The organism is Paractinoplanes aksuensis (assembly GCF_024137025.1).
Lineage (GTDB): Bacteria > Actinomycetota > Actinomycetes > Mycobacteriales > Micromonosporaceae > Actinoplanes > Actinoplanes aksuensis.
The window spans coordinates 212,168-235,245 of the sequence record NZ_JAMYJR010000026.1; the positions used below are offsets into that span (position 1 = coordinate 212,168).

The window sequence follows — 23,078 nt, forward strand, 5'->3', positions numbered from 1 at the left end:
GCGGTGTAGTGGCTGTCCAAGGCCGTCATCAGCAGCCAGTCGCGTAGGCAGCGGGACCAGATGACGTTGGCGTCGAGGAAGACGGTGAGCGGGCCAGGCTACCGATGCTGCATGATCATTACGACAATGGCGTTTCTAGTCATAAATGCCCAAGTCGTCCTGTTCACTCATCAGTGCTTCGTAGGCCTGGCGCTGCTGAGCGATGCGCCTTTCCCGGTGGGCCAGCACATCGGCCAGGGCGACGCGTCGATGGGTGCCGACCTTGTGTGACCTGATTTCTTTCTTGTCGAGGAGGGCGATCAGCGTCGGGCGGGAAACGCCGAGCATCCGCGCCGCCTCGCTGGTCGTCAACTCACGGGCGATCTCGCTGACGATCACGCCGTCGCCGCGGTCGAGGATGGCGCTGACCTGGCGCAGGAGGTCGACGAACAGCGGTGGGATGTCGACGGCGTCGGCGTCGGGGGTGCACAGGCGGACCTGATCGCGGTCGGCCTGCGCGAGAAGGGCGATCAAGGACTTCAGCGACGCGTGCTCGGGGCTGCCCTTTCGGCTTGCTGCTGCGGACAGTTGCAGGGCTGTGCCGGCGAGTGTTGGTGCGGTGCTCATGGTTGCCCCCTCGCATACAGGTCGCGTCGCATCTGCAGTATGTGCAACCGGCTTTACTTTATTTCACTTACTGGCCGAGCCTAGCTGAGGGATGACCGCCGGTCGCGCCCGATCCGCGGACTCGGGAATCGGCCTGGCGCCCTCAGTCCGGGATGTTGCGGCGGTGCAGGGCGGCCAGGCCGGTGGCGGTGAGGGCGGCTGCGATGACGGTCAGGGTTATCAGGGGGGTGGCGGAGGCGTCGCCGCCGGGGAGGTGGGGGACGTGGGTGAAGGGGGAGAGGTCGAGGAACCACTGGTCTAGTTGCAGGGTCTGGCCGACCAGCAGGATCAGCAGGCAGAGGGCGGGGGCGGCCCAGGCCACGCCGGACAGGCGGGGGATCAGGCCGAAGGCCAGCACGGCCAGGGCGGCCAGCACCCAGACCGCGGGCAGCTGCACGAGTGTGCCGGCCAGGATGGCGCCCAGGTCGCCCTGGGGGTAGGCGAGACCGGTGGCCAGGCCCTCGGCTGTGAGCACCACGGCCGGGCCGAGCAGGGCGAAGAAGAGGTTGGTGCCGGCCCAGGTGTAGCGGGACACGGCCGTGGTCAGCACGGCCTCGGCGTGGCCGGCTTGTTCCTCGTCGCGCAGGCGCAGGGTGGCCTGGACGGCGTAGCAGGCGGCGATCAGGCCGACGATGCCCGCGGTGCCGGCGAAATAGCTGTCGACCAGGGCGGTCGAGCCGCCGAGGCGGGCGAAGATGTCGCCCAGGCCCTCGTTGTCGGAGGCGAGGTCGACCACGCTGCCGCCGACGCCGCCGAAGATCAGGCCGAGCAGGGTGAAGCCGATCGTCCAGCCCAGCAGCAGGCCGCGGTGCAGGCGCCAGGCCAGCGCGAACGGCGAGCCGAAGGAGGCCGAGGCGGGGCCGAGCCGGGCCGGCAGCAGACCGGCGCCGAAGTCGCGGCGGGCGAGCAGGACGGCGGCCGCGATTGCGGCCACCACCGTGAACAGGAGGGTGAGGCCGGCCGGCCACCAGTTGTTCACGCCGTACGGGAAAAGGTGTTGAACCCACCCGATCGGCGAGAGCCAGGACAGCCACGACAACGCGCCGTTGCCCAGGGCCGAGACGTCGCCGCCGACCCGCAGCACGAAGGCCACACCGAGGGCGACGATGGCGATCGACCGCGCGCTGCGGGCGCTGCTGGTGAGCTGGGCCGTGATCGCGCCGACGCCGGCGAAGGCGCAGCCGGTCGACGCCATCTCGGCGCCGAACGCCATCGAACCCTCGGCCGGCATGCCCTGCCCGAGCATCGCCGCCGTCAGCACCCCGCCGAGCAGCAGGCTGGCCGCACACGTGGTGATAAATGCGGCGGCCAGCGGTGCGTGCCGGCCGATGGCGGCGGCGCCGATCAGCTCGGTGCGGCCCGCCTCTTCGTCGGCGCGGGTGTGCCGGATGACCGTGAGCAGCGCACACAGCGCGACCAGGACCGGCAGGAACCCGGCCCGCCAGGCCACCAGCTCGCCCAGCGACGAGCCGTGCAGCGGACCGTACAGCGTCACGAACCCGGCGTTGGACTCGCTGACCTGCGCGTAGGTGACCCGCTCGGCCTCGGTCGGGAACAGCTCCTCGAAGGAGGCGACGTAAGCGGCCGGGATCAGCCCGAGCAGCACGGCCCACAGGGGCAGGACGACGCGGTCGCGGCGCAGGATCAGCCGGATGAGCTTTCCGGTGCCGGTCATCGGTCGGCCTGCTGATACTGCCGCAGGAACAGCTCCTCGAGCGACGGGGGCTGGCTGACCAGGCTGTGCACGCCGACCTGGACGAGTTTCTGCAGCGCGGGCTCGAGGGCGTCGGTGTCGACGTCGAACCGTACGCGGTGCTGGTCGAGCTGGAAGTCGTGCACCCCGGTCAGCGTGGCCAGCCCGTCGGGCGGCCCGGCCAGCTCGGCCTGGATCGTCGTGCGGGTCAGGTGACGCAGGTCGGCCAGCGTGCCGGTCTCGACCGTGCGGCCCTCGCGGATGATCGTCAACCGGTCGCACAGCGCCTCGACCTCGGCCAGGATGTGGCTGGACAGCAGCACCGTCCGGTCGCCGCGCCGCTTCTCCTCGGCGATGACCTCGCGGAACACCTCTTCCATGAGCGGGTCGAGCCCGGAGGTCGGCTCGTCGAGAATCAGCAGCTCCACATCGGACGACAGGGCCGCGATCAGCGCGACCTTCTGCCGGTTGCCCTTGGAGTACGTGCGGCCCTTCTTGCGCGGGTCGAGCTGGAAACGCTCCAGCAGTTCGGCCTTGCGCCGGGCGTTGAGACCGCCGCGCAGCCGCCCGAGCAGGTCGATGACCTCGCCGCCGGTCAGGGCCGGCCACAGCGTGACATCGCCCGGCACGTAGGCCAGCCGCCGGTGCAGCGTGGTCGCCTCGGTCCACGGGTTGCCGCCGAGCAGGCTCACCGTGCCGCCGTTGTGCCGCATCAGGCCCAGCAGGATGCGGATGGTCGTGGTTTTGCCGGCCCCGTTGGGACCGAGGAATCCGTGCACCTCACCGGTCGCGACATGCAGGTCGAGCCCGTCCAGGGCGGGAACCTGGCCGAACCGTTTGACGAGCCCCGTGGCATCGATGGCCTCGATCATGATCATTCCTCTCCGGCGGCCAGCCGGTCGAGAGCGGCCCGCGCCTGCGCAGCCTGCTCTTCAGTGATGAGGGGTTGGGAGAACAGGTCGAGCGACGCCTGGAGCATGCGCGCCCAGGTGGCCGGCTCGGTGACGTCGCTACCCAGCGCGCGCGACATCAGGTCACGCATGGTGAACAGAGACATCTTCATGACGGCCAGCACCGCCACGAACGCCTCCGGGTCGGCGATCTTGAGGTTGGTGGTGGCCAGCCATTCGTTCCCGAACACCAGCATGCGGTCGAACATGGCGGCGCCGGTCGGCGAGCCGTCCATGGTGGAGCGGATCAGGTATCGCTGCAGCTGCTGGACGCGGGGAGTGAGCCCGTCGAGCGTGTTGAACTCGGAGAACTGGCCGCTGAGCTTGGTCAGCTCGTTCAGCGCGTACTCATCGCAGGCGTCGCGCAGCCCCTCTTTGGACCCGAAGTGGTGCCGTAGCAGGCCGGACGAGACGTCAGCCTCTTGCGCGATGTCACGGATCGTCGCCCCGTCGATGCCCCGCTCCGCGAACAGCTTGATGGCGGCGTCACGAATGCGAGCCCGTGCGGTCAGATCGCTACTCACGTGTGTAGCGTACTACACGCTTGTGTAGTCGCAAGGGCGCGCAGAGATCAACATCGATTGGTTTGAGCGTGCCCATTTACGCACGTCGCCCGGGTGGGTTTCGCGTTCTGGACGCGTCAGCGGCCAGCGAAACCCGCCCGGGCACCTCGGCGGGAGCGGCGGTCTGTAACCCCCCACCCGCTACGACATGATCTTGATTGTCGGCTTTTATCGCCGGTCGGGGAGCAGCCTCTCCTCGTGATCGAGCTCTCGCTCCAGGATGCGCAGCCCCTCGTCGTTCAGGTTGCCGGCGTCGCGCCAGCGCAGCAGTTCCTCGCGCTGGGCCTCGATCGTCATGCGGCGGACCATCAGCGCGGCCTCGTACTGCGGGGAGGCCGGCACCTGGTCGGAATCGGCCTTCTCGAGCAGGTCGAGACGGCGGCGGTAGCGCTCGAGCCGCACCTCGAGCTGCTTGCGCATGTGCTCGATGGCCACGTCCTCGACGTGGTCGTGCTTCTCGGCCTGGACGTCGTCCAGCCGGTCGAGAGCGGCCTGCACCGCCGCCGACCGGGCCTCGTTACGTTCCCGCGCCTCGTCGGTCTTGTTGGCCCGCAGGCCCAGCCAGCGCACCAGCGGCGCGAAGGTCAGGCCCTGGCCGAGCAGCGTGACCAGCACGACCACGAACGCACAGAAGTGCAGCAGCTCCCGGTTGGGCACCGACTCGGGCAGCGTGAAGATGGCCGCGAGGCTGATCACGCCACGGGTCCCGGCCCAGCTCAGCGCCGTGACTTCCCGGCCGTTGAGCGCCTTCTCGGGGTCGCGTGGGGTGCGTGTCGCGCCTTCGGAGTCGGCCTCGACCTCGGCCTCGCCGCCCAGCCGCAGGTGCAGCGACCGGGGGAGCAGCTGGGTCAGGATCAGCCAGAGCGGGCGCAACAGCAGCGTCACCCCGACCGTGATGCCGACGGCGGTGGCGATCGTCGCCGTAGTGTATTTGCTCAACTCGTCGACCACCGTCGGCAGTTGCTGGCCGATCAGCAGGAAGACCAGGCCCTCGAGCAGGAAGTCGACCAGCCGCCAGACCGCGGTGGTCTGCAGTCGGCTGGCCGCGAGGCTGTGCCGGGACGAGTCGTGGCCGATGATGAGGCCCGCGATGACCACCGCGAGCACGCCGGAGACGTGCACCGACTCGGCCAGCACGTAGGCCGCCAGCGGGGTCGCCAGCGACAGCGCGTTCGAACTCAGCGGGTCTTTCCGGAGCGGCCGCATGAACCGGATCGCGTACGCCACCACGACGCCGGCGATCACGCCGCCGATCGCCATGACGAAGAACTTGCCGGTCGCGGACGGGAACGAGAAGCCGTCGCCGTCGGCGGCCGCGATGGCCACGGTGAGGATGGTCAGGGCGGTCGCGTCGTTGAGCAGGCCCTCACCCTGGATCAGGGTGATCAGTTTGCCGGGCAGTCCGGCCCGGCGGCCCACGGCCAGCGCGGCCACCGGGTCGGGCGGGGCCACGGCCGCACCCAGGGCGATGCCGGCCGCGAGCGTGGCGCCGCCCACCCACCAGCTGATGCCGAAACCGATGAGCAGGGCGGTGGCCAGCACCAACAGCACCGACAAGCTGATCACGGTGCGCGCGTGGCGCCGGATGTCGAGCAGCGACGAGTCCAGCGCCGCGCTGTAGAGCAGGGGCGGGATCACGTACGTCATGATCAGCTCGGGTTCGAGCTCGACGTTCGGTCCGGGCAGGACCGCGTACGTGATGCCGGCGATGGTCAGCAGGGCGGCGGCCGGGAGCCCGGTTTTCTCCGCGATCCACCGCATGGCGATGATCACCGCGACGGCGGCCAGGATGAAGAGCAGGGTTTCTTCGACGTGCACAGAACCATCTTTCCCCGCCCGCCCCGCCGATGCGGCCGGGCGGGGAAAGAGCGGCTGTCAGTAGCGGTAGTGCTCGGGCTTGTACGGGCCCTCGATGTCGACGCCGAGGTATTCCGCCTGCTTCTTGGTGAGCGTGGTCAGGCGGACGCCCAGGGCGTCGAGGTGCAGCCGGGCCACCTTCTCATCCAGATGTTTCGGGAGAACGAACACCTGCTTCTCGTACTCGCCGGGCTTGGTCCAGAGCTCGATCTGGGCCATCACCTGGTTGGTGAACGAGTTCGACATGACGAAGCTGGGGTGGCCGGTGGCGTTGCCCAGGTTCATCAGGCGTCCCTCGGAGAGCACGATCACGGCGTGACCGTCGGGGAAGCGCCACTCGTGCACCTGCGGCTTGATCTCGACCTTCTCGATGCCCGGGATCTTGGCCAGACCGGCCATGTCGATCTCGTCGTCGAAGTGGCCGACGTTGCCGACGATCGCGTTGTGCTTCATCTGCGACAGGTGGTCGGCCGTGATGATGTCGGTGCCGCCGGTGGTGGTGATGAAGATGTCGGCCTGGCCGATGACGTCCTCGATGCGGACGACCTGCATGCCGTCCATGGCCGCCTGCAGCGCGCAGATCGGGTCGACCTCGGTCACCACGACGCGGGCGCCCTGGCCGCGCAGCGTCTCGGCCGAGCCCTTGCCGACGTCGCCGTAGCCGCAGACCACGGCCAGCTTGCCGCCCAGCATCACGTCGGTGGCGCGGTTGAGACCGTCGACCAGCGAGTGCCGGATGCCGTACTTGTTGTCGAACTTGCTCTTGGTGACCGCGTCGTTGACGTTGATCGCCGGGAAGAGCAGCGTGCCCTCCTTGGCCAGCTTGTACAGCCGGGCCACACCGGTGGTCGTCTCTTCGGTCACGCCACGGATCTCGGCCGCGATGCGGGTGAACCGCTGCGGGTCGTCCGCGAGGCTGGCCCGCAGGGTCTCGAGGATGATCCGGTACTCGTGGTTGTCGTCCTCGGTGGCCTGCGGCACCGCGCCGGCCGCCTCGAACTCGACACCCTTGTGCACGAGCAGGGTGGCGTCACCGCCGTCGTCGAGGATCATGTTGGGGCCCTGGCCGTCGCTGAAGTTGAACAACTTCATCGTGGCCCACCAGTACTCGTCGAGCGTCTCGCCCTTCCAGGCGAAGACCGGGACGCCGGTGGGGGCGTCGACGGTGCCGTTCGGGCCGACGACGACCGCGGCGGCCGCCTCGTCCTGCGTCGAGAAGATGTTGCACGACACCCAGCGCACCTCGGCGCCGAGCGCGACCAGCGTCTCGATCAGCACGGCGGTCTGCACGGTCATGTGCAGCGAGCCGGCGATGCGCGCGCCGCTGAGCGGCTTGCTGTCGCCGAATTCGCTGCGCAGCGACATCAGGCCGGGCATCTCGTGCTCGGCCAGACGCAACTGGTGACGGCCCGCCTCGGCCAGCGAAAGGTCGGCTACCGCGAACTCGACCCCGTTGACAGAGGTCAGACGGCTTTTGGCAAGATCTGTGCTCACGCGAGGGCTCCTCCCTCATCAGGAGGCGCCCTTGAGGTCATTGAACCCGGGCCGAGCGTGGCGGAGACCGGCACGACCGGTTCCGTCGCAGCGCCTCTCGACGCGGGCAGGTAATACCTTAACCCGAGTGCCCGACTGTTTTCCCGCCACCGTCGTGAGGATCAAGCCCCGGCCATGAGGCTCCGCACTCAGCTCACCCTCACCGTCACCGCGCTCGTCGCCCTCGTGGTGGCCCTCGCGGGGCTGGTCATCGTGGTCCGCATCGACCATCGGGACCGCGACGACCTCGACCGGCTCCTGGCCCAGCGGGCCGACCGGGTGAAGGTGGCGGCGACCAAGAACGGCTCGCTGCCGACGGACGGCACGTTCGCCATCCGGCTGATCCAGAACGGCGAGATGCTCAAGCAGGTGGGCTCGTCGGCCGGCTTCCCGCTGCCCGAGGGGGACGGCTACGCCACCGTCAGCTCGGGTGACGACGAGTGGCGGGCGCTGACCCAGACCCTGGTGACCGGGGCCCAGATGCAGATTCTGGTCAGCCTGAACGACCTCGAGGAGCAGCACGACGATAACGTGCTGGTCGTGGATCTGCTGGTGCTGCTCGCCGCCCTGCTCAGCGCGGCCGGGGTGTGGTTCGCCACCGGCCTCGTCCTGCGCCCGTTCCAGCGCCTGCTGTCGTCGGCCCGCGACCTCGACCCGGCCGACCCTGACCAGCACCTGCCCGAGGTCAAGAGCCCGCGCGAGGTCGCGGAGCTGACCACGACGCTCAACGATCTGCTGGCCCGGGCCCGCGCGTACGAGGCTCCGGTTCCCGATGGCGTCCGGGTGCCGCCGGACGAGCCGGTCGCCCCGCCCGCCGCCGTCCCGACGGTCGAGATCCGAGCCGTCGAGCCGCCCGTGCCCGCGCCGGTCGAGCCGCCGCCCGCGCTGGTCGAGCCACCGCCGGCACCGGTCGCGCCGCCGCCCGCCGCGCCCGTCTCCACCGCGGCCGACGAGCTGCGGCCGAGCCTGGTCGACCTGGGCGCCCAGCTCGACCAGCTCATGGACAACCCCGACATGCCGGCCACCCAACGCCACCTGCTGCTGGCCCAGATGGCCGACGAGCACCGCCGCATGGTGGCCGTCCTCGACGGTGACGCGTGACCAGTCACGCGATGGACTGACCACACATCAAAGCTCTTCCATAAACCCTCAAAAACTCCTCATCCTGTACGCGGAGATGGGGGTCCTCGTGAAGCATCCGTACCGGATCCGGGAGATCGCCGCCCAGGCCGGGCTCAGCCAGGCCACCGTCGACCGCGTGCTGCACGGCCGGGGCGGCGTCCGCGAGAGCACGGTCCGCGACGTCCATCAGGCCATCGCCGCCCTCGATCGCGGCCGCGACCAGCCGCCCCTGCCCGCCCGCACCTTCACGATCGACCTGATCGTCCCCGACCGCTCCCGAACCGGCGCCGCCCTGCGGGCCGAACTGCCCACCCTGCGCCCCGCCGTGATCCGCCCCCGCCTGCGCCCCGCCACCGACCCGGTGGCCGAGCTGGCCAAGGTCGCCCGGGCCCACTCCCACGGCCTCATCCTCGAGGCAGCCGAGTCGCCGAAGCTGATCGAGGCCATAGGCCGGATGGAGATCCCGGTCGTCACCCTCAACACCGACCTGCCCACCAGCAAGCGCGTGGCCCACGTCGGCCTGGCTGAGCCCGGGGCCGGCGCCACCGCCGCCTACCTGCTCGACCAGTGGCTGGCCGACCGAGCCGGCGACGTGCTCGTGGTCGCGAGTGGGCCTGCCGCTCCGGCCGTCAGCGGCGCCGCGGGTGGCGCGATCGCGGGTTCGCGCGGCCCGGGCCTCGCCGTCGCGGCCCGGATCGCCGGCTTCCGGGCCGAGCTGCATTCCCGAGCCCCGAACCGCCGCCTGCTGGTGACCGATCCCCTCCGTCTGCGAGCCGCGCTGGCCGGCAACCCGTCGATCCGAGCCGCCTACACCCCCGCGCGTGGCTGCACCAGGGCGGTGATCGCCGACTTTGCTGCCGAGCACCGCAACTTCGACGCCTTCGTAGCTCACGGCCTGGACGAGGAGAACGCCGACCTGCTGCGCACCGGCCGCCTGTCCGCCGTGCTGCACCACGACCTGCGGTCCGACCTGCGCGCGGCCGCCCTGGCCATCCTGCAGTCGCTGGGCGCGGTCCCGGGCCCGGTCCGCTCGACCTCGTCGAGCGTGCAGATCCTCACCCCGCTCAACCTGCCGTCCTGAGAAACTTCCGGGAGGCTGTCCGGATCGGGTGCGGGCCGTTCGTCATGTGGGTGAAGACGTCGAACGAGAGTGGGAGACAGCGATGAAGTACATGATGTTCGTCTGCACCGACACCGAGCCTGAGACCGACGAGTCGCGGGTGCCGGACATCGAGGTCTGGGTGGCCGAGAACGATGCCGCCGGGCGCCGGCGGGACGGGAACGTGCTGGCTTCGCCGACCGCCGCCACCACAGTGCGGGTGCGCGGCGGCGAGGTGCTGCTGACCGACGGCCCGTTCACCGAGACCAAAGAGGTCATCGTCGGCTTCGACATCCTGGAGTGTGCCGACCTCGACGAGGCCATCACCGTCGCCGCCGCCCACCCCATGGCCCATCACGGCCGGATCGAACTGCGCCCGTACGCCGACCTCTGACATGGAAGCCGTCGCCGCCGCCCACCAGGAGCACTGGACTCGCCTGGTCGCCACCCTGATCCGGTTGACCGGCGACTGGACACTGGCCGAGGACTGCGCACAGGACGCCTTGGCCACTGCCCTGGAACGGTGGCCGCGCGACGGCGTACCCGGCAACCCGGGCGGCTGGCTGATGACAGTCGCCCGGAACCGGGCCTTGGACGTGCTGCGCCGCGCCGCCACCGAGGACCGAAAACTGCGGGAGCTCGCCCTGACGACCGACCCTCCGGCCGAGCCCGACGACCGGCTCCGCCTGATCTTCACGTGCTGCCATCCGGCGCTGGCCCTGGAGTCCCGCGTGGCCCTGACCCTGCGCACGGTGGCCGGCCTGCCCACCAGCGACATCGCCCGTGCCTTCCTGGTCACCGAGCCGACGATGACCCGCCGCCTGACCCGGGCCAAGGCCAAGATCGCGGACGCGCGGATCCCCTACCGGGTGCCCGAGGGCGACGCGCTGGGCGAGCGGCTGCCGGGCGTGCTCGCTGTGCTGTACCTGCTGTTCAACCGCGGCTACGACGGCGAACCACTTCTCGCCGACGAGGCCATCCGCCTGGCCCGGCTGCTGAACACCCTCATGCCCACCGACCCCGAGGTGTCGTCGCTGCTGGCGCTCTTCCTGCTCCAGCACTCACGCCGCCACGCCCGCCGCGACACGAACGGCGACCTGGTGCCCCTGGACCGCCAGGACCGCGACGCCTGGGACCACCCCGCAATCGACGAGGCCGTCCAGATCCTGCGCCGCACCCCCGTCACCGGCCCGTACGCCCTGCAGGCCCACATAGCCGCCTGCCACGCCACAGCCGCAACCCCGAGCGACACCAACTGGCCCGACATAGCCCGCTGGTACGACGAACTGGCCAGGATCCAACCCACGCCCGTGATCCACCTGAACCGCGCAGTGGCCCACGGCTACGCCTACGGCCCCACCGCCGGCCTGGACCAACTAGCCACTACAAAAGACATCCGACACAGCTACCCGATGGTCATCGCCGTCGAAGCCGACCTGACCGCCCGCACCGGCGACACCGAGCGCGCAAAAGCGCTGTTCCACGAGGCAGCGGCCGCAAGCGAGGACGGACCGGAACGCCGCGCCCTCCTGGCCCGCGCCGAGGAACTGACCTGACCCACCCCGAACCGTCCCACCGCAACCCAGATAACCTAAGCAGCCGCCAGCCGGTTGGAGGCGTCGAGAGCCCGGGTAGACCACCGCACAGCATCCATGTACTGAGGAGCCAGATCGTAAGTCCCCAGCTCCCCCTTCTCGTACGAATCAACCGCGCACAAAACCTGACCGAGCCGCCCAGCCCCTTCGGTCAGAGCAGCCGCCACAGCCGGCGCCAACGGGAACTGCTCGGCCATCTCGGCCGACGGAATCCCCAGCACCCGGGCCACCCCGCTGATCACCCCTGACATGAACGCCGCATCCGGCTGCGCCCCGAACCACTGGGCCACGTTCTCGCACAACCGGGCCCGGGTCAGCACACCCAGCATGTGCTCCTCAGCCGCCCCGCCCACGTCGTCCAGCACCATCAGCATCGCCCATTGGCGAATGTGCTTGAGCCCCACCATCACCACGGCCTGCCGCACCGAGGAAACTCGGTTGGGATGCCCTGCCGCCACCGAGTTGCTGGCCCGCAGCACCCGCAACGACAGCGCCGGATCACTAGCGATGATCGACACGATCCTCGGCATGTCCGTCTCGGGCGCGCTCAGCGCCGTGACCAGCTCGAGCCTCCGCAGCCGGGACGGCGACAGGCTGGCCACCGTCAGCACCTGCGGGTGGCTCAGCGCGTACCCCTGCCGCAACTCCATGCCGTAGCGATCGGCCAGCGCGAGCTGTTCCTCGGTCTCGAGCCGCTCGGCGACGAGCTGGATGTTCGGGAACTGCCGGATGGCCGCCACGACCTCGTCGAGGTTGCTCACGTCGCCGTCGAGAAGATCCAATTTGACGTACGAGGCCAGCCCGAACAGCTGCTCGTGCCCCGACCCCCAGACGAAGTCGTCCAGGGCGATCCGGTAGCCGGCCTCGGCCAGACGCGTGATCCCGGCGACGACCTCGTCGTCCATCTCGACCGTCTCGAGCACCTCCAGCACCACCTGGGCCGGCCCGAACGGCAACGGCAGCTCCCCGGCGAGGAATTCGCGGGTCAGGTTGATGAAGCAGAGCCGGTCGCCGGCGACCTCGCGGATGCCGAACTCGGTGAACGCGTTGATCATCACCGTGCTCGTGGCGTAGGTGTCCTGCCGCCCCGCCGCCACCGCGTCCATGCTGCCGCGGAAGAGCAGCTCGTAGGCGACCACGTCACCCTGCGCATCGAAGATGGGTTGGCGCCCGACGTGCACGAGCTTGGTGCCGTCGCCTGCCTCCGATGGTTTCACGCGCTGCCTATCGGCCGGACGGGTGCCGAGTTGATGACTTGGCCGTGGTTGATCCGCCGGTCAGCCACCACGGGCTCGCGTAGGCCAGGCCGAAATCGTTGCACGCGTGACCTTCCGGGCCGGGTGTCGGATTGTCCAGGGCGGGGTCGGAGACACGCAGCACGACCCAGTCGCCGTCCGCGATGTCGAGCGGCACGGTCGTCTCGACGAGCTCACCGGCGGTGAAGTGCACCAGGTCGGCCACCTCGGGCGTGGTCGTCCCCGGTCGTAGCACCTGCAGGCTGAGCGGCCGCCCGGCCCAGTCCGGGCCCGCGTGGAAGTCGACCCGGATCTTCACGTCGCCCTTGGCCAGCGGCAGGCGCCCACCCATTCGTACGCCATCGGCTGTCGCATCGAGCCGCAACGTGTCGACCCGGCTGGCGAAGAAGCGCCGCGCCCGCAGGGCCGACAGCACTCCGGCCCGGGTGTTCTGGGTGAGCCAGAGCCCCGTACGCCCCTTGTCCCGGTCGTGCCCCCAGTCCGCGCCGTGCTCGTCGGAGACCCCGGTCAGCCCCGTCCGCCACCCCGCGTTGAGGCAGGCCGACAGCGGGGAGTGATGCTCCGGCCAGCCGCCGAACAGGTAGTCGTCGCCGTTGTTGATCATTTCGAGCGCGACCATGTGCCGGGCGACCCGCGGATCGTAGGCGAAGTCGCCGAACTGCTCGCGCTGGCGCCCCGGGTGGTTGAAGCTGCCGACGCCCTGGGTCGTGGCCAGCCAGTCGTACAGCTCGGTGGTGTCGCCGGCGGTGTCGAGGTCGGCGTAGTCGTCGGTGAACCAGATGTTGATGTGACCCAGGTGCGAGTGTGACCACTCGAACCCGCGCAGCGCCGTGTACGAGCCGGGCCGGTCGGCGTCGTCGGCCAACCGGCCCAATTGGCGCCACTTGTGACCCGTGAGCCCGGTCAGCGCGTGGTCGGTGGCGTGGTCGGTCAGCGCGGCCACGTCGTACCCGGCCGACCGCATCGACTCGAAGGCCAGCTCGGGCTCGCCCATGCCGTCCGACAGCAGCGTGTGGTTGTGCAGGTCGGCGTACGCGAGGGTGGTGCCCCGGCTGATCCTCGAGGCACGCCGGGAGCGGGCGGCCCGGGCCGGGCCGGCGGTCGCGGCCAGCACGGCCAGACCGCCGGCGCCGGTCAGCAGGGATCGACGTCGGACACGGGGTTGGTGATGGGACGCGCTCACCCGAGGAGCATGTCAAGGCCCCGGACGATGGTCAGGTGAATCGCGCAAGGGCGGCCGAGGATTGGTCCGTACGTGGTCGGCCGATCAGGCGGTGAGCCACCACGGGCTGGTATAGGCCACGCCCCAGTCGTTGCTGGGGTGCCCGGCCGGCGTTGAGGCACGCGTTGAGCGGCGAGCTCTGCCCGTCGGACCAGCCGTCGAACAGGTAGTCGTCGCCGCGGTTGAACATCTCGAGGCCGACCATCTGGTCGCGCAGGCCGGCGTCGTACGCGAAGTCGTTGAATCTCAGCAGTTCGCGGCCGGGATGGTTGAAGCCGCCGATGCCGCCCGAGGACTCGATGAAGTCGTAGAGCTTGCCCATGCTGGACGAGCTGCCCAGGTCGGTGAAGTTGCCGGCGTACCAGACGTTGACGTGCCCGAGCAGCGGGTGCGACCACTGGCTGCCAGCACCAGCAGCCCGCCCGACGCGGCGAGCAAGGATCGACGGCTGAGGTGATCAGGAGCGTGGTGGTGCTCGTGGCCGGTCATGCGCCGAGCATCGCAAGAAAGCGACAGCTATGGATGTCTCAGCGATGAACGGCGGTCTGCCAGAGGCTGTCGTCCGCGGCCGACGATCCGTCTTGCGGCTGGTTGCTGCAAGCGGCGGTCAGCAGCGCGACGAGCGTGAAAGAAAACGATCGTTTCACGTAAACACCGAGCAATCTGCCGGAAACTATCGACTGAACCTTGTGGACTGCGTCACAGCAATCTTATGGTCACAGCCACGCTCCTTCTCCCCGTCCTCTCCGCTCAGAGAAGAGTTCGTCGATGCACCTGGCTTTCCGAAGGCCCGTCGCCGTGGCCGTCATAGCTCTGAGCGCCGCTGCGGTCGTCCCCGCCGGTGCTGCCCATGCCTCATCCACCACCGCCGTCCCCGCGGTCACCCGGGCCGGCCTCGATCCCGCGCTCGTCGCCGGTCGTGGCGCCTCCGTCGCCTTCCTCGAACAGGAGGCCGAGCGGGCCAAGACCAACGGCACGGTCATCGGGCCCGACCGCACCGCGTACACCCTGCCCGCCGAGGCGTCCGGGCGGTCCGCCGTACGTCTGACGCCCGGCCAGTACGTCGAGTTCACGCTGCCCAAGGCGGCCAATGCGGTCACCGTGCGCTACAGCATCCCCGACTCGACGACCGGCGGCGGGCTGACCGCCCCGCTGACCGTCAAGGCCGGCAGCACGAGCCGCACGATGACGCTGACCTCGCAGTACTCGTGGCTCTACAACCAGTATCCGTTCACCAACGACCCGAATGCCGACCTGCTGCACCCGGACTGGTGGATCACCGAGTGCGCCTGTGTGCCCGCCGCGACCACGCCGACGCCGGTGATCACCAAGCCGTTCCGGCCCAGCCACTTCTACGACGAGCAGCGGCTGTTGCTCGGTCGCACGGTCCGGGCCGGCGAGAAGGTGCGCCTGACCGCGTCCTCGGCCGTGCCGTGGACGGTGATCGACCTGCTCGACTCGGAGCTGGTCGGGCTGCCGCACGTCAACCTGCTCGCCGCCAACGTGCTGGCCTTCGGGGCCGACCCGACCGGCCGGCGCGACTCCGCCCCCGCGTTCGACAAGGCGATCGCCTTCGCCAAGAAGACCAAGCTCAAGGTGTACGTGCCACCGGGCACCTTCCAGGTCAACCGCCACATCATCGTCGACAATGTGACGATCGAGGGCGCGGGCAACTGGTACACGGTCATCAAGGGCCGTCAGGTGGCGCTCTCCACGCCGGCCGCGGACGGGTCGACCCACACCGGGGTCGGTTTCTACGGCAAGTACGCGTCCGAGGGTGGCAGCCGCAACGTGCATCTGTCCGGGTTCGCCATCGAGGGTGACGTGCGCGAGCGCATCGACATCGACCAGGTCAACGGGGTCGGCGGCGCGATGAGCGACTCGACGATCAAGGGCCTGCACATCCGCCACACCAAGGTCGGGCTCTGGTTCGACGGGCCCATGTCGAACGTACGGGTGGAAGACAACGTCATCGTCGACCAGATCGCCGATGCTCTGAACTTCCACACCGGTGTCACCGGCTCGCTCGTGCGCAACAACTTCGTCCGCAACAGCGGCGACGACGGCCTGGCCATGTGGGCCGAGAAGACGACGAACGCCGGCAACACGTTCGACCGCAACACCGTGCAGACGCCGGTGCTGGCCAACGGTATCGCGATCTACGGCGGCCGGGACAACACGGTCTCGAACAACCTGATCGCCGACCCGATCCGCGAGGGCAGCGCCATCCACGCCGGGTCGCGGTTCGGGGCCGAGCCGTTCACCGGCACCCTGCGGATCACCAACAACACCACGGTGCGCGCGGGCACGTACGAGCTGAACTGGAACATCGGGCTCGGCGCGATCTGGATCTTCGCGCTCGACCGCAGCATCGACGCCGCCATCGAGGTCACCGGCGATCACTATCTCGACAACACGTACAACGCGATCATGATGGTCTCGGACTGGCCGGTGAAGGATCTCTACTCGATCCCGAACGTCCACTTCAAGGACGTCAAGATCGACGGCACCGGTACGAGTGTGCTCAGCGCCCGCGTGGCCGGCGGCGCCACCTTCGAGAACGTCGACGCCCGCGACGTCGGCGCGGTGCCGGTCAACAACTGCGGGTCGTTCGGCTTCACCCCGGCCGGCTCCGAGTTCACGGTGACCGATCGCGGCGGCAACGACGGCTGGCTCGCGCCGTGGCTGCTGCCCAACACCATCACCTGCGACGACCGCCCGCCGGTGGTCGCGCCGCCCGCCCCCGCTCCCTGGTAGTGCCGGGCCGTCCCGCTCGAACGATTCGGGCGGGGCGGCCTGCTCTTGGTAGCCTTTTCGATCGGGAGTCGTCGGTCGGAGGGTTACGTTGAGTCACACATTGTTGGTCACCGGTGGCGCCGGGTTCGTCGGTTCCGCCCTGATCAAAACCCTGCTCACGGACTATCCGGCCGCCGCGATCGTCTCGCTCGACAACTACTTCACGGGCGTCCCTGAGAACCACGTCAACGACCCCCGGGTCACGTACCTCGACGGCTCGACGGCCGACCTGGCCAAGATCTGGGCCGACCGTGGCCTGCCCAGCCCCGAGATCGTGTTCCACCTGGGTGAGTACTCGCGGATCGTCACCTCGTTCGAGGACCACGACCTGACCTGGGACTACAACCTGCTCGGGACCAAAGAGGTGGTCAAGTTCGCCTCGGCCGCCGGGGCCAAGCTGATCTACGCCGGGTCCAGCTCGAAGTTCGGCAACGACGGGCAGGACGAGAACCTGAACCCGTACGCGTGGACCAAGGCCAAGAACATCGAGTACATCCGGAACTACGCGAGCTGGTACGGCCTCGACTACGCGATCACGTACTTCTACAACGTGTACGGCCCGGGCCAGATCACCAGCGGCAAGTACGCGACCGTGATCGGCATCTTCGAGGACAAATACCTCCATGGCGAGCCGCTGCCGGTGGTCTCACCCGGCACTCAGACCCGCGACTTCACCCACATCGACGACATCGTCCGCGGCATCGTCCTGGTCGCCCAGAAGGGCAGCGGCGACGGCTACCTGCTCGGCGCCGGTCACGAGTGGCCGATCCTCGAGGTCGCCCAGATGTTCGGCGTGCCCTACGAGCTGACCCCCGCGCTGCGCGGCGAGCGCACCCGGGGCCAGGCCGACATCACGAAGGCGGCCGAGCTGGGCTGGCGCCCGGAACGGCGACTGGACGAGTACGTGGCCGCCTTCGTGGCCGCCAACCCGCGCTAGCTCACGTAACTGCCGTCGTCGTTCCGCACCACCGCGCCGGTCTTCTGCCCGGTCTCGAGGCCGTAGCGCAGGAGCCGCTCGATCTTCTCGGTCATCCGGCGATAGCCCAGCAGTTCCAGGGTGGATCGCAGCAGGTCCTCCTCGGTCAGGCCGGGCTTGACCGCCAGCGCGTTGTGGGCGGCGTTGGCGATCTCCTCGGGCGCGATGTCCTCGAGGCCACGATCACTGCTTTTCTGCGTACGCCGGTAGCCGCGCCACGCCTCGGCGTCGAGCTCCGGCGGCCAGGCGAAGACGGCGGACTCGTGGCTGCGGAACAACTCGGGATCGGCCTGGGACAACACCGCGGCGCGACGGTCGGGGTTCGACTTCGCGAAGCCGAACCGGGCCAGCACCAACCGGGCCAGGCGGTGCTGCTCGACCGGGCCCTCGGCCGCCACCACCTCGCGGATCGCGGTGCGGACCGTCTCCTGAACAGCGGCGTCGCTGCCGAGAAGGTCGAGGTCGGCGCGGTCGCCCAGCGGGGTCGGCACGTACGGAACGAAAAGGTGTTCCTCGACGACGGCCGGCACTGGCTCGATGGTCGGCTCTGGCTCGATGGCCGGCTCCGGCGCGGCCTGACGGTCCACGGCGCGGTCGACGGCGGCGGTGATGGAGTCGAGGACCGCGGCTCGGTCGCGGATCCAGGCCGGCAGCCAGAACCGCACCACCTCGGGCCAGCCCATGATCAGGTGCAGGAGCCGGGGCGCGTCGTCCCGGTCGGCCACGGTCGGGCGCTTGCCCCACTGCGGCCCGTCGAGCATCACCGCGACCTGCCAGCGCGGCGCTCCCGGCGTACGCACGGCGATGTCGACAGTGAACTCCGACAGCCCGTGACAGGTGGTGACTTCGAGCCCGCGATCGCTCAGGGCGGTCGCCACCTCGTCCCGGATCCGGTCGCGGTTGTGCCGCCGGGTGATCGACAGGTCCCCGAGCCGCTCCGTGCCGACCGCCGCCATCTCGCAGTACGCCCGCAGATGCTGCGTACCGATCGAGGTCGTGCGGGCCAGGTCGATGTCGCCCGGATCGAACGACGCGAACAGCACGACCTGCCGCCGGGCCCGGGTGATGGCGACGTTGAGCCGTCGTTCCCCGCCGGTCTGGCTCAGCGGCCCGAAGTTCAGCGGCAGCCTCCCGGTGTCGGGATCGGTGGAGAAGGCCAGCGAGAACAGGATCACGTCACGCTCGTCGCCCTGGACGTTCTCCAGGTTCTTCACGAAGATCGGCTCGCGCCGGCCCGCCGACACCCGCTCGCGCACCAGGGGATCGCTGTGCTGCTCGAGCCGGTCCAGGATCTCGTTGCGCTGCTGGAGGTTGAAGGTGACGACGCCGATCGAATGTTCGCGGCCGACCGGATCGTGGACCCGGCGGACGATCTCGGCCACGATCGCCTCGGCCTCGATTTTGTTGGTGCGGGTGGCCCCACGGTCGTACCGGCCATTGACCCGGCGCCAGTGCACACCGGCCGTGTCGGCCGAGCCCGGCGAGGGCATGCTCGACAGCTTGCTCTCGTAGTAGTACCGGTTGGAGAAGGCGATCAGCGACTCGTCGTGGCTGCGGTAATGCCACGACAGCCAGCGTTGCGGCAGCCCGGACTCCACCGCCTCGCTGAGAATGCTGTCCAGGTCCTCGGGAACCGGGTCCTCTTCGCCCGGCGGCGTGTCGTCGGTGTTCAGCAGCTGCAGGCCCGAGGTGGGCGGCATCTGGCGGGAGTCACCGACGATGACCGTGGCCCGGCCCCGGCCCATCGCGCCGATCGCTTCCGGCACGCGGATCTGGGAGGCCTCGTCGAAGATGACGATGTCGAAGCGGGCCGCGCCCGGGGCCAGGAAGGTCGCCGCGGAGGCGGGACTGACCAGGACGCACGGGGTCAGCGCCAGGATGACGTCGGAGTACTGCGTGAACAGCTCGCGGAACGACTTCCCGCCCCGTTTCCGGCGCAGCTCGGTGGCCAGATCGGCGACCCGGCCGCGCCGCTCGGTGGGGCGGAAGGGCCGGCGGTCGACCAGCACCGAGGGCAAGTGATCGGGCAGGGCGGTCCGCAGCCCGGCGGCGACCTTCTGGAACTGGACGATGTCGTTGTCGTGCCGCACCGGGTCGAAGTACTCGAGATCGCCCGCGCGCATCCGCTCGGCCAGCGCCGTCCGGGCCAGGCCGCGCCGGTACGCCTCCTCGGCCGTCTCCGCGGAGATCTCGCCCTGGAGCAACTGCCTGCGGAACGTGGTCAGACCGGCCCGGATCAGGGCGTCGGTGTTGACCAGCAGACCGGCCCACCGTTGCAGGCCCAGCAGCCCGTCGCCGGCCAGCTCGGCGAGCCAGCGTGCCCCGTCGCGCTGCCAGGAGTCGTACCAGCCCGGTTCGGCCGACCAGGAGGCGAACTCGGCCGGACCGCTGTGCAGGGCGGTTCGCCAGGCGGCCCAGGCCGCGACGATGCGGTCGACGAGCGTGGGATCGACGCCGGCGGCCAGCACCTCCCACACTTTCGCGTTCTGGCGGAGTAGGTCGCGGCCGATCACGGCGGCCTGGTGGGCCTGCGCGAGCTGGTCCTCGGCCTGCGCTCCGACGGCGAGCCAGCCGGGCGGCAGCCGGAGTGCGCCGAGCGCCGCCACCCGCCGGTGGAGGTCGTCGGCGTGCTCCCGCAGCTGCAGCAGTCGCCCGAGCACGTCCGCCACCTGGTCGGGAGGGACCACCTGACCCTCGTGGACGAACGGGGTGAGTTGATCGGCGACCTTCTGCAGGGCCCGGCGTTTGCCGAACATGCGCTTCGCGGCGTCGACGGCGTCGGCCTGCCACGCCGGTAGGTCGGGCGCCGCCAGCACGGCCGGCTGGAACAGGGCGAGCTCGGGGCCGTGGTCCCGGCGGACGCGGGCCAGGTCGGCCCGCAGACCGGTGACGGCTTCGTCCCACCCGGGTTCCATCGCGCGCCGGGTCGAGGCGTGGTCCGGCAGCCGACCGGCGGCCGCCCAGTGCGCGGCGGCCCGGAACGCCTCGAGCTCGTCGGGTTCGGCCAGCTCTCGTACGCAATCGGCGAGCCCGGGCTGGGCGAGCAGATCGGCCCGTACGCGCTCCAGGTCCTGGGCGATCTGATGGACCTGGTCCCGGGTCAGGTCGCCGACGGCGCGCAGCCCGCTGAGTGACCACGGATGATCGCGCCGCAGCCGCGCCGACCGGGCCACGGCCGCGAAGTCCTGCAGATGGTGCTCGACCTGGTCCCGGTAAGCGGCCGCCACCTCGAGATACGCGGGCGGTACGTCCGCCGTGGGACCTTCGCCGTACGTCAGAACCGCCTCGAACGCCGACCAGGCGGTCAGCCCCGCGCCGTTGGCCGCGTGCAACCGCTCGGGATAGCGCGCCAGGGTCGACAACTTCGTCCGGTACGCGGTCTCGACGGCCGTCCACGCCGTGCCGTCGCCCCGGTCGTCCTGCTCCAGGGCCAGGGTCAACTGCTCGCGGATCGCCTCGATCGACTGCGTACGGCCGTGCAGGTCGAGGCCGAACGGCGCCAGCCCGATCGAGGTGAGCCGCCCCTTCACCACTTCCAGCGCCGCCTGCTTCTCGGCCACGAAGAGCACGGTCCGGCCGCTCGCGACGGCGGTCGCGATCAGATTGGTGATCGTCTGGGACTTGCCGGTGCCGGGCGGTCCCTCCAGGACGAACGAGTAGCCCCGTTTGGCCAGCTCGACCGCCTGCATCTGGGACCCGTCGGCCGGGATCGGCAGGTGCAGGCGGCTCTCGTCGATGACGACCGCCGACGGGTCGCCGGCCGGGTCGTCGAACGTCGCCCCGGTCGATTCGACCAGGTGCCGCACGACCGGGCTCTCCATGAAGACCGGCCAGTGGTCCCGCAGGTCACGCCAGAGCTGGAAGGTGGAGAACTGGAGCAGGCGCAGGCTCGCGGTCTCGTCGATGCGGTAGTTGAGCCGATTGCCCACCAGGTTGTCGCGGATCGCCGCCAGCGTGGCCGGGATGTCGATCCCGTGCTCGTCCCGAAGCGGGTTCTCGAGCTCGTTGATCTTGACGCCGTGCCGGACCCGCAGCCACTCGACCAGGCACTGGTTGGGCGAGGCGAGCTGGGTTCCGTCGACGACCAGGCTGTACGGCTGGTGGCCGACACCCCCGTCGATCCGGACCGGAAGCAGGAAGAGCGGTGCGTACGCCTCGGAGCCGTTGGGTTTCGGGTGGACCAGGGTGCCGATGGTCAGGTAGAGGTAGTTGCTGCCCGTCTCCTGCTCCATCGTGCGCGCTTCACGCTGCAGTCCGCGCATGGCGCTGCGGTACCGCTTCTCGTCCACCGCGCCATAGATCCGCAGGTCGTCGCGTAGCTGCCCGATCAGCGTCTCCGGATCCAGGTCTTGCGCGCCCCGAGCGCCCGCCAGCTGGTGGATGTGGCTGATCTGGTCGTGGGGGATCACTTCCAGCCGTTTCCCGGCGTGGACGAGGTCGTCGAGCAGGGCCAGCGCCCCGGCCGGCACATGCAGCTGAAGTCCCTTGCCGCGGGCCGGAAGGCTCAGCAGCGGATTGCGCAGGCTCAGGTCGAGCAGGGCCCGCTTCCACTGCTGGATGCGCGGCGGGGACTCGTCGTTCTCCTGCGGAACGGCCTCGTCGGCCGCCTGCTCGTCCAGCCGGTCCCGGGCGGCTCCGGGCGGCAGTTCGATCGAGACCCGGGCTGGGGCGCCGGTGTCCACGGGCACCGGGAGCTGCGGCAGCGAATCCCGGGTGGGCAGAGGGCGTACGCCATTGCAGTGGGCACTGTGGACGTCGATGACCCCCAGCAGGGTGCCGCGCGGTTTGCGGAAATGGGTGAGACCGGCCCGGACGGCCCGGGTGAAATCGAGCGACTCGGAACCGGGACCCGTGGCCGTGACCTCCACCGGCACCGCCCGCCCGGACTCGACCATCGAGATGAGCAGGTTCTCCTCGGTCACCACCGGCGCCGGCAGGTGGCTCTCGGCGGCCAGGAAGCCCGCGAAGGCGTGCCCTCTGATCATCCAGATGAGCGGTCGCAGGCCGGCTTGCTCCAGGCAGGCGGCGTAGGTGACGGACATGTCGACGCAGTTGCCGAGGCGGCTCTCCAGGACGGCCGCCGTGGTCCGGATCTTCTGCCCGGTGTTCTCGAACGACGCCGGGAGCCCGCGGTAGTGGATGCCGAGCTGACGAAGCGCCTCGTACACGGCCCCGGCGATCTGGGCCGCCCGTTTCGACCCGTTCTGGTAACCCTCCATGGACCCGGATCCGGTGGTGGCGACCAGGATCTGACCGGCCGACCGCAGCACGGCGTCGACCGCTTCCGTGTTGGGCTGCACAAAGGCGGCCAGCGAGTCGTAGAGCAGCGGATGGTTGAACCACTCGTCGTGAGCCAGCGCCCGCGACGGGACGGACGCCACGAAATCCGGGTGGCCGAGCCGGGCGACGTTGATCCGGTAGTCGACGGGGAAGGCCTCGTTCGCGTTCCGCAGCACCGCCGTGTCCGGCCCGAACGAGCCGAGGTGATCCCAGGCCACGGCCGCGCCGGGCGAGATCTCGGGCACGTCGTCGTGCCAGGCCTCGCCCAACGGCCCGTCGGGCCCGATGATGTCCAGCCGCACCTCGAGCCGCTGAGCCGGCTCCGAGGCCGCATTTCCGATCAGAAGCTGGCGTACGGGGGCGACCCGGTTGTGCACGAGGGCCAGGTTGATGGCCGGCTGGAGCAGCAGATGAACTTCCAGCCCGGGGGCGTGCAGCACCACCGGTGTGAAAACGTCGTGGGTCACGCGAGCCCTCTCGCCGGCCAGATC

The 23,078-nt window shown here is 69.9% G+C and carries 16 protein-coding genes; 6 read left to right on the forward strand and 10 right to left on the reverse strand.

Going from position 1 to position 23,078, the window contains the following annotated elements:
• Window positions 1–135 precede the first annotated feature (135 nt).
• From M1L60_RS23455 to ahcY, 6 genes are all read right to left on the reverse strand, one after another.
• Complete coding sequence (locus M1L60_RS23455) at window positions 136–606, reverse strand: helix-turn-helix domain-containing protein (protein WP_253239629.1); 471 nt, start codon at window positions 604–606, stop codon at window positions 136–138.
• Between the two features lie 142 nt (window positions 607–748).
• A complete protein-coding gene (locus M1L60_RS23460; RefSeq protein ID WP_253239630.1) occupies window positions 749–2,320 on the reverse strand; it encodes an ABC transporter permease in 1,572 nt (523 codons plus the stop codon).
• Window positions 2,317–3,210: an ABC transporter ATP-binding protein gene (locus M1L60_RS23465; RefSeq protein WP_253239631.1), complete on the reverse strand. Its 894-nt coding sequence runs from the start codon at window positions 3,208–3,210 to the stop codon at window positions 2,317–2,319. Before M1L60_RS23465 ends, M1L60_RS23460 begins: the two co-directional genes overlap by 4 nt.
• Before the next feature lie 2 nt (window positions 3,211–3,212).
• Entirely contained in the window at window positions 3,213–3,812 is a 600-nt protein-coding gene (locus tag M1L60_RS47595) for a TetR/AcrR family transcriptional regulator (RefSeq protein WP_308208529.1), read from the reverse strand.
• A 207-nt stretch (window positions 3,813–4,019) separates the two neighbouring features.
• Window positions 4,020–5,669 carry a Na+/H+ antiporter gene (locus M1L60_RS23475; RefSeq protein ID WP_253239632.1) on the reverse strand — a complete coding sequence of 550 codons (1,650 nt, stop codon included), beginning with the start codon at window positions 5,667–5,669 and terminating at the stop codon, window positions 4,020–4,022.
• 57 nt (window positions 5,670–5,726) lie between these two features.
• Entirely contained in the window at window positions 5,727–7,202 is a 1,476-nt protein-coding gene (gene ahcY, locus M1L60_RS23480) for an adenosylhomocysteinase (RefSeq protein ID WP_253239633.1), read from the reverse strand.
• A gap of 174 nt (window positions 7,203–7,376) precedes the next feature.
• Here ahcY and M1L60_RS23485 point away from each other — a divergent pair, with 174 nt between their 5' ends.
• The 4 genes from M1L60_RS23485 (at window position 7,377) to M1L60_RS23500 (ending at window position 11,018) form a co-directional block, all read left to right on the forward strand.
• The gene (locus M1L60_RS23485; RefSeq protein WP_253239634.1) at window positions 7,377–8,342 is read left to right on the forward strand and encodes a hypothetical protein; all 966 of its coding nucleotides are present in this window, start codon (window positions 7,377–7,379) and stop codon (window positions 8,340–8,342) included.
• 88 nt (window positions 8,343–8,430) lie between these two features.
• Window positions 8,431–9,444 (forward strand): LacI family DNA-binding transcriptional regulator, encoded by a 1,014-nt coding sequence (locus M1L60_RS23490; RefSeq protein ID WP_253239635.1) that lies wholly within the window; start codon window positions 8,431–8,433, stop codon window positions 9,442–9,444.
• 82 nt (window positions 9,445–9,526) lie between these two features.
• Complete coding sequence (locus M1L60_RS23495; RefSeq protein WP_253239636.1) at window positions 9,527–9,856, forward strand: YciI family protein; 330 nt, start codon at window positions 9,527–9,529, stop codon at window positions 9,854–9,856.
• 1 nt (window position 9,857) lies between these two features.
• The gene (locus tag M1L60_RS23500; protein ID WP_253239637.1) at window positions 9,858–11,018 is read left to right on the forward strand and encodes an RNA polymerase sigma factor; all 1,161 of its coding nucleotides are present in this window, start codon (window positions 9,858–9,860) and stop codon (window positions 11,016–11,018) included.
• Window positions 11,019–11,053: 35 nt separating this feature from the next.
• Here M1L60_RS23500 and M1L60_RS47930 read toward each other — a convergent pair whose 3' ends face one another.
• Genes M1L60_RS47930 through M1L60_RS23515 form a run of 3 tightly spaced genes read right to left on the reverse strand, consistent with a single transcriptional unit; the run spans window position 11,054 to window position 13,857 of the window.
• A complete protein-coding gene (locus M1L60_RS47930) occupies window positions 11,054–12,274 on the reverse strand; it encodes an EAL and HDOD domain-containing protein (protein ID WP_253239638.1) in 1,221 nt (406 codons plus the stop codon).
• Between the two features lie 7 nt (window positions 12,275–12,281).
• Entirely contained in the window at window positions 12,282–13,496 is a 1,215-nt protein-coding gene (locus tag M1L60_RS23510; protein WP_253239639.1) for a CehA/McbA family metallohydrolase, read from the reverse strand.
• A 31-nt stretch (window positions 13,497–13,527) separates the two neighbouring features.
• Window positions 13,528–13,857 (reverse strand): hypothetical protein, encoded by a 330-nt coding sequence (locus tag M1L60_RS23515; RefSeq protein WP_253239640.1) that lies wholly within the window; start codon window positions 13,855–13,857, stop codon window positions 13,528–13,530.
• Between the two features lie 446 nt (window positions 13,858–14,303).
• Here M1L60_RS23515 and M1L60_RS23520 point away from each other — a divergent pair, with 446 nt between their 5' ends.
• Both M1L60_RS23520 and M1L60_RS23525 read left to right on the forward strand, forming a co-directional pair.
• Complete coding sequence (locus M1L60_RS23520; RefSeq protein WP_253239641.1) at window positions 14,304–16,292, forward strand: glycosyl hydrolase family 28-related protein; 1,989 nt, start codon at window positions 14,304–14,306, stop codon at window positions 16,290–16,292.
• A gap of 88 nt (window positions 16,293–16,380) precedes the next feature.
• Window positions 16,381–17,268 carry an NAD-dependent epimerase/dehydratase family protein gene (locus tag M1L60_RS23525; RefSeq protein ID WP_253239642.1) on the forward strand — a complete coding sequence of 296 codons (888 nt, stop codon included), beginning with the start codon at window positions 16,381–16,383 and terminating at the stop codon, window positions 17,266–17,268.
• Here the strand turns inward: M1L60_RS23525 and proA are convergent.
• Window positions 17,265–23,054, reverse strand: coding sequence for an anti-phage protein ProA (proA, locus tag M1L60_RS23530; protein ID WP_253239643.1), 5,790 nt, complete (start codon window positions 23,052–23,054; stop codon window positions 17,265–17,267). The two genes, M1L60_RS23525 and proA, sit on opposite strands and share 4 nt — an antisense overlap.
• Between the last annotated feature and the right edge of the window lie 24 nt (window positions 23,055–23,078).

Excerpts from the sequence above, each read along its gene's own strand:
- M1L60_RS23495 (WP_253239636.1), top strand. The coding sequence starts at position 9,527 with ATGAAGTACATGATGTTCGTCTGCACCGACACCGAGCCTGAGACCGAC.
- M1L60_RS23485 (WP_253239634.1), top strand. The coding sequence starts at position 7,377 with ATGAGGCTCCGCACTCAGCTCACCCTCACCGTCACCGCGCTCGTCGCC.
- M1L60_RS23455 (WP_253239629.1), bottom strand. The coding sequence starts at position 606 with ATGAGCACCGCACCAACACTCGCCGGCACAGCCCTGCAACTGTCCGCA.
- M1L60_RS23500 (WP_253239637.1), top strand. The coding sequence starts at position 9,858 with ATGGAAGCCGTCGCCGCCGCCCACCAGGAGCACTGGACTCGCCTGGTC.
- M1L60_RS23465 (WP_253239631.1), bottom strand. The coding sequence starts at position 3,210 with ATGATCGAGGCCATCGATGCCACGGGGCTCGTCAAACGGTTCGGCCAG.
- M1L60_RS23515 (WP_253239640.1), bottom strand. The coding sequence starts at position 13,857 with ATGGGCAAGCTCTACGACTTCATCGAGTCCTCGGGCGGCATCGGCGGC.
- M1L60_RS23460 (WP_253239630.1), bottom strand. The coding sequence starts at position 2,320 with ATGACCGGCACCGGAAAGCTCATCCGGCTGATCCTGCGCCGCGACCGC.
- M1L60_RS23520 (WP_253239641.1), top strand. The coding sequence starts at position 14,304 with ATGCACCTGGCTTTCCGAAGGCCCGTCGCCGTGGCCGTCATAGCTCTG.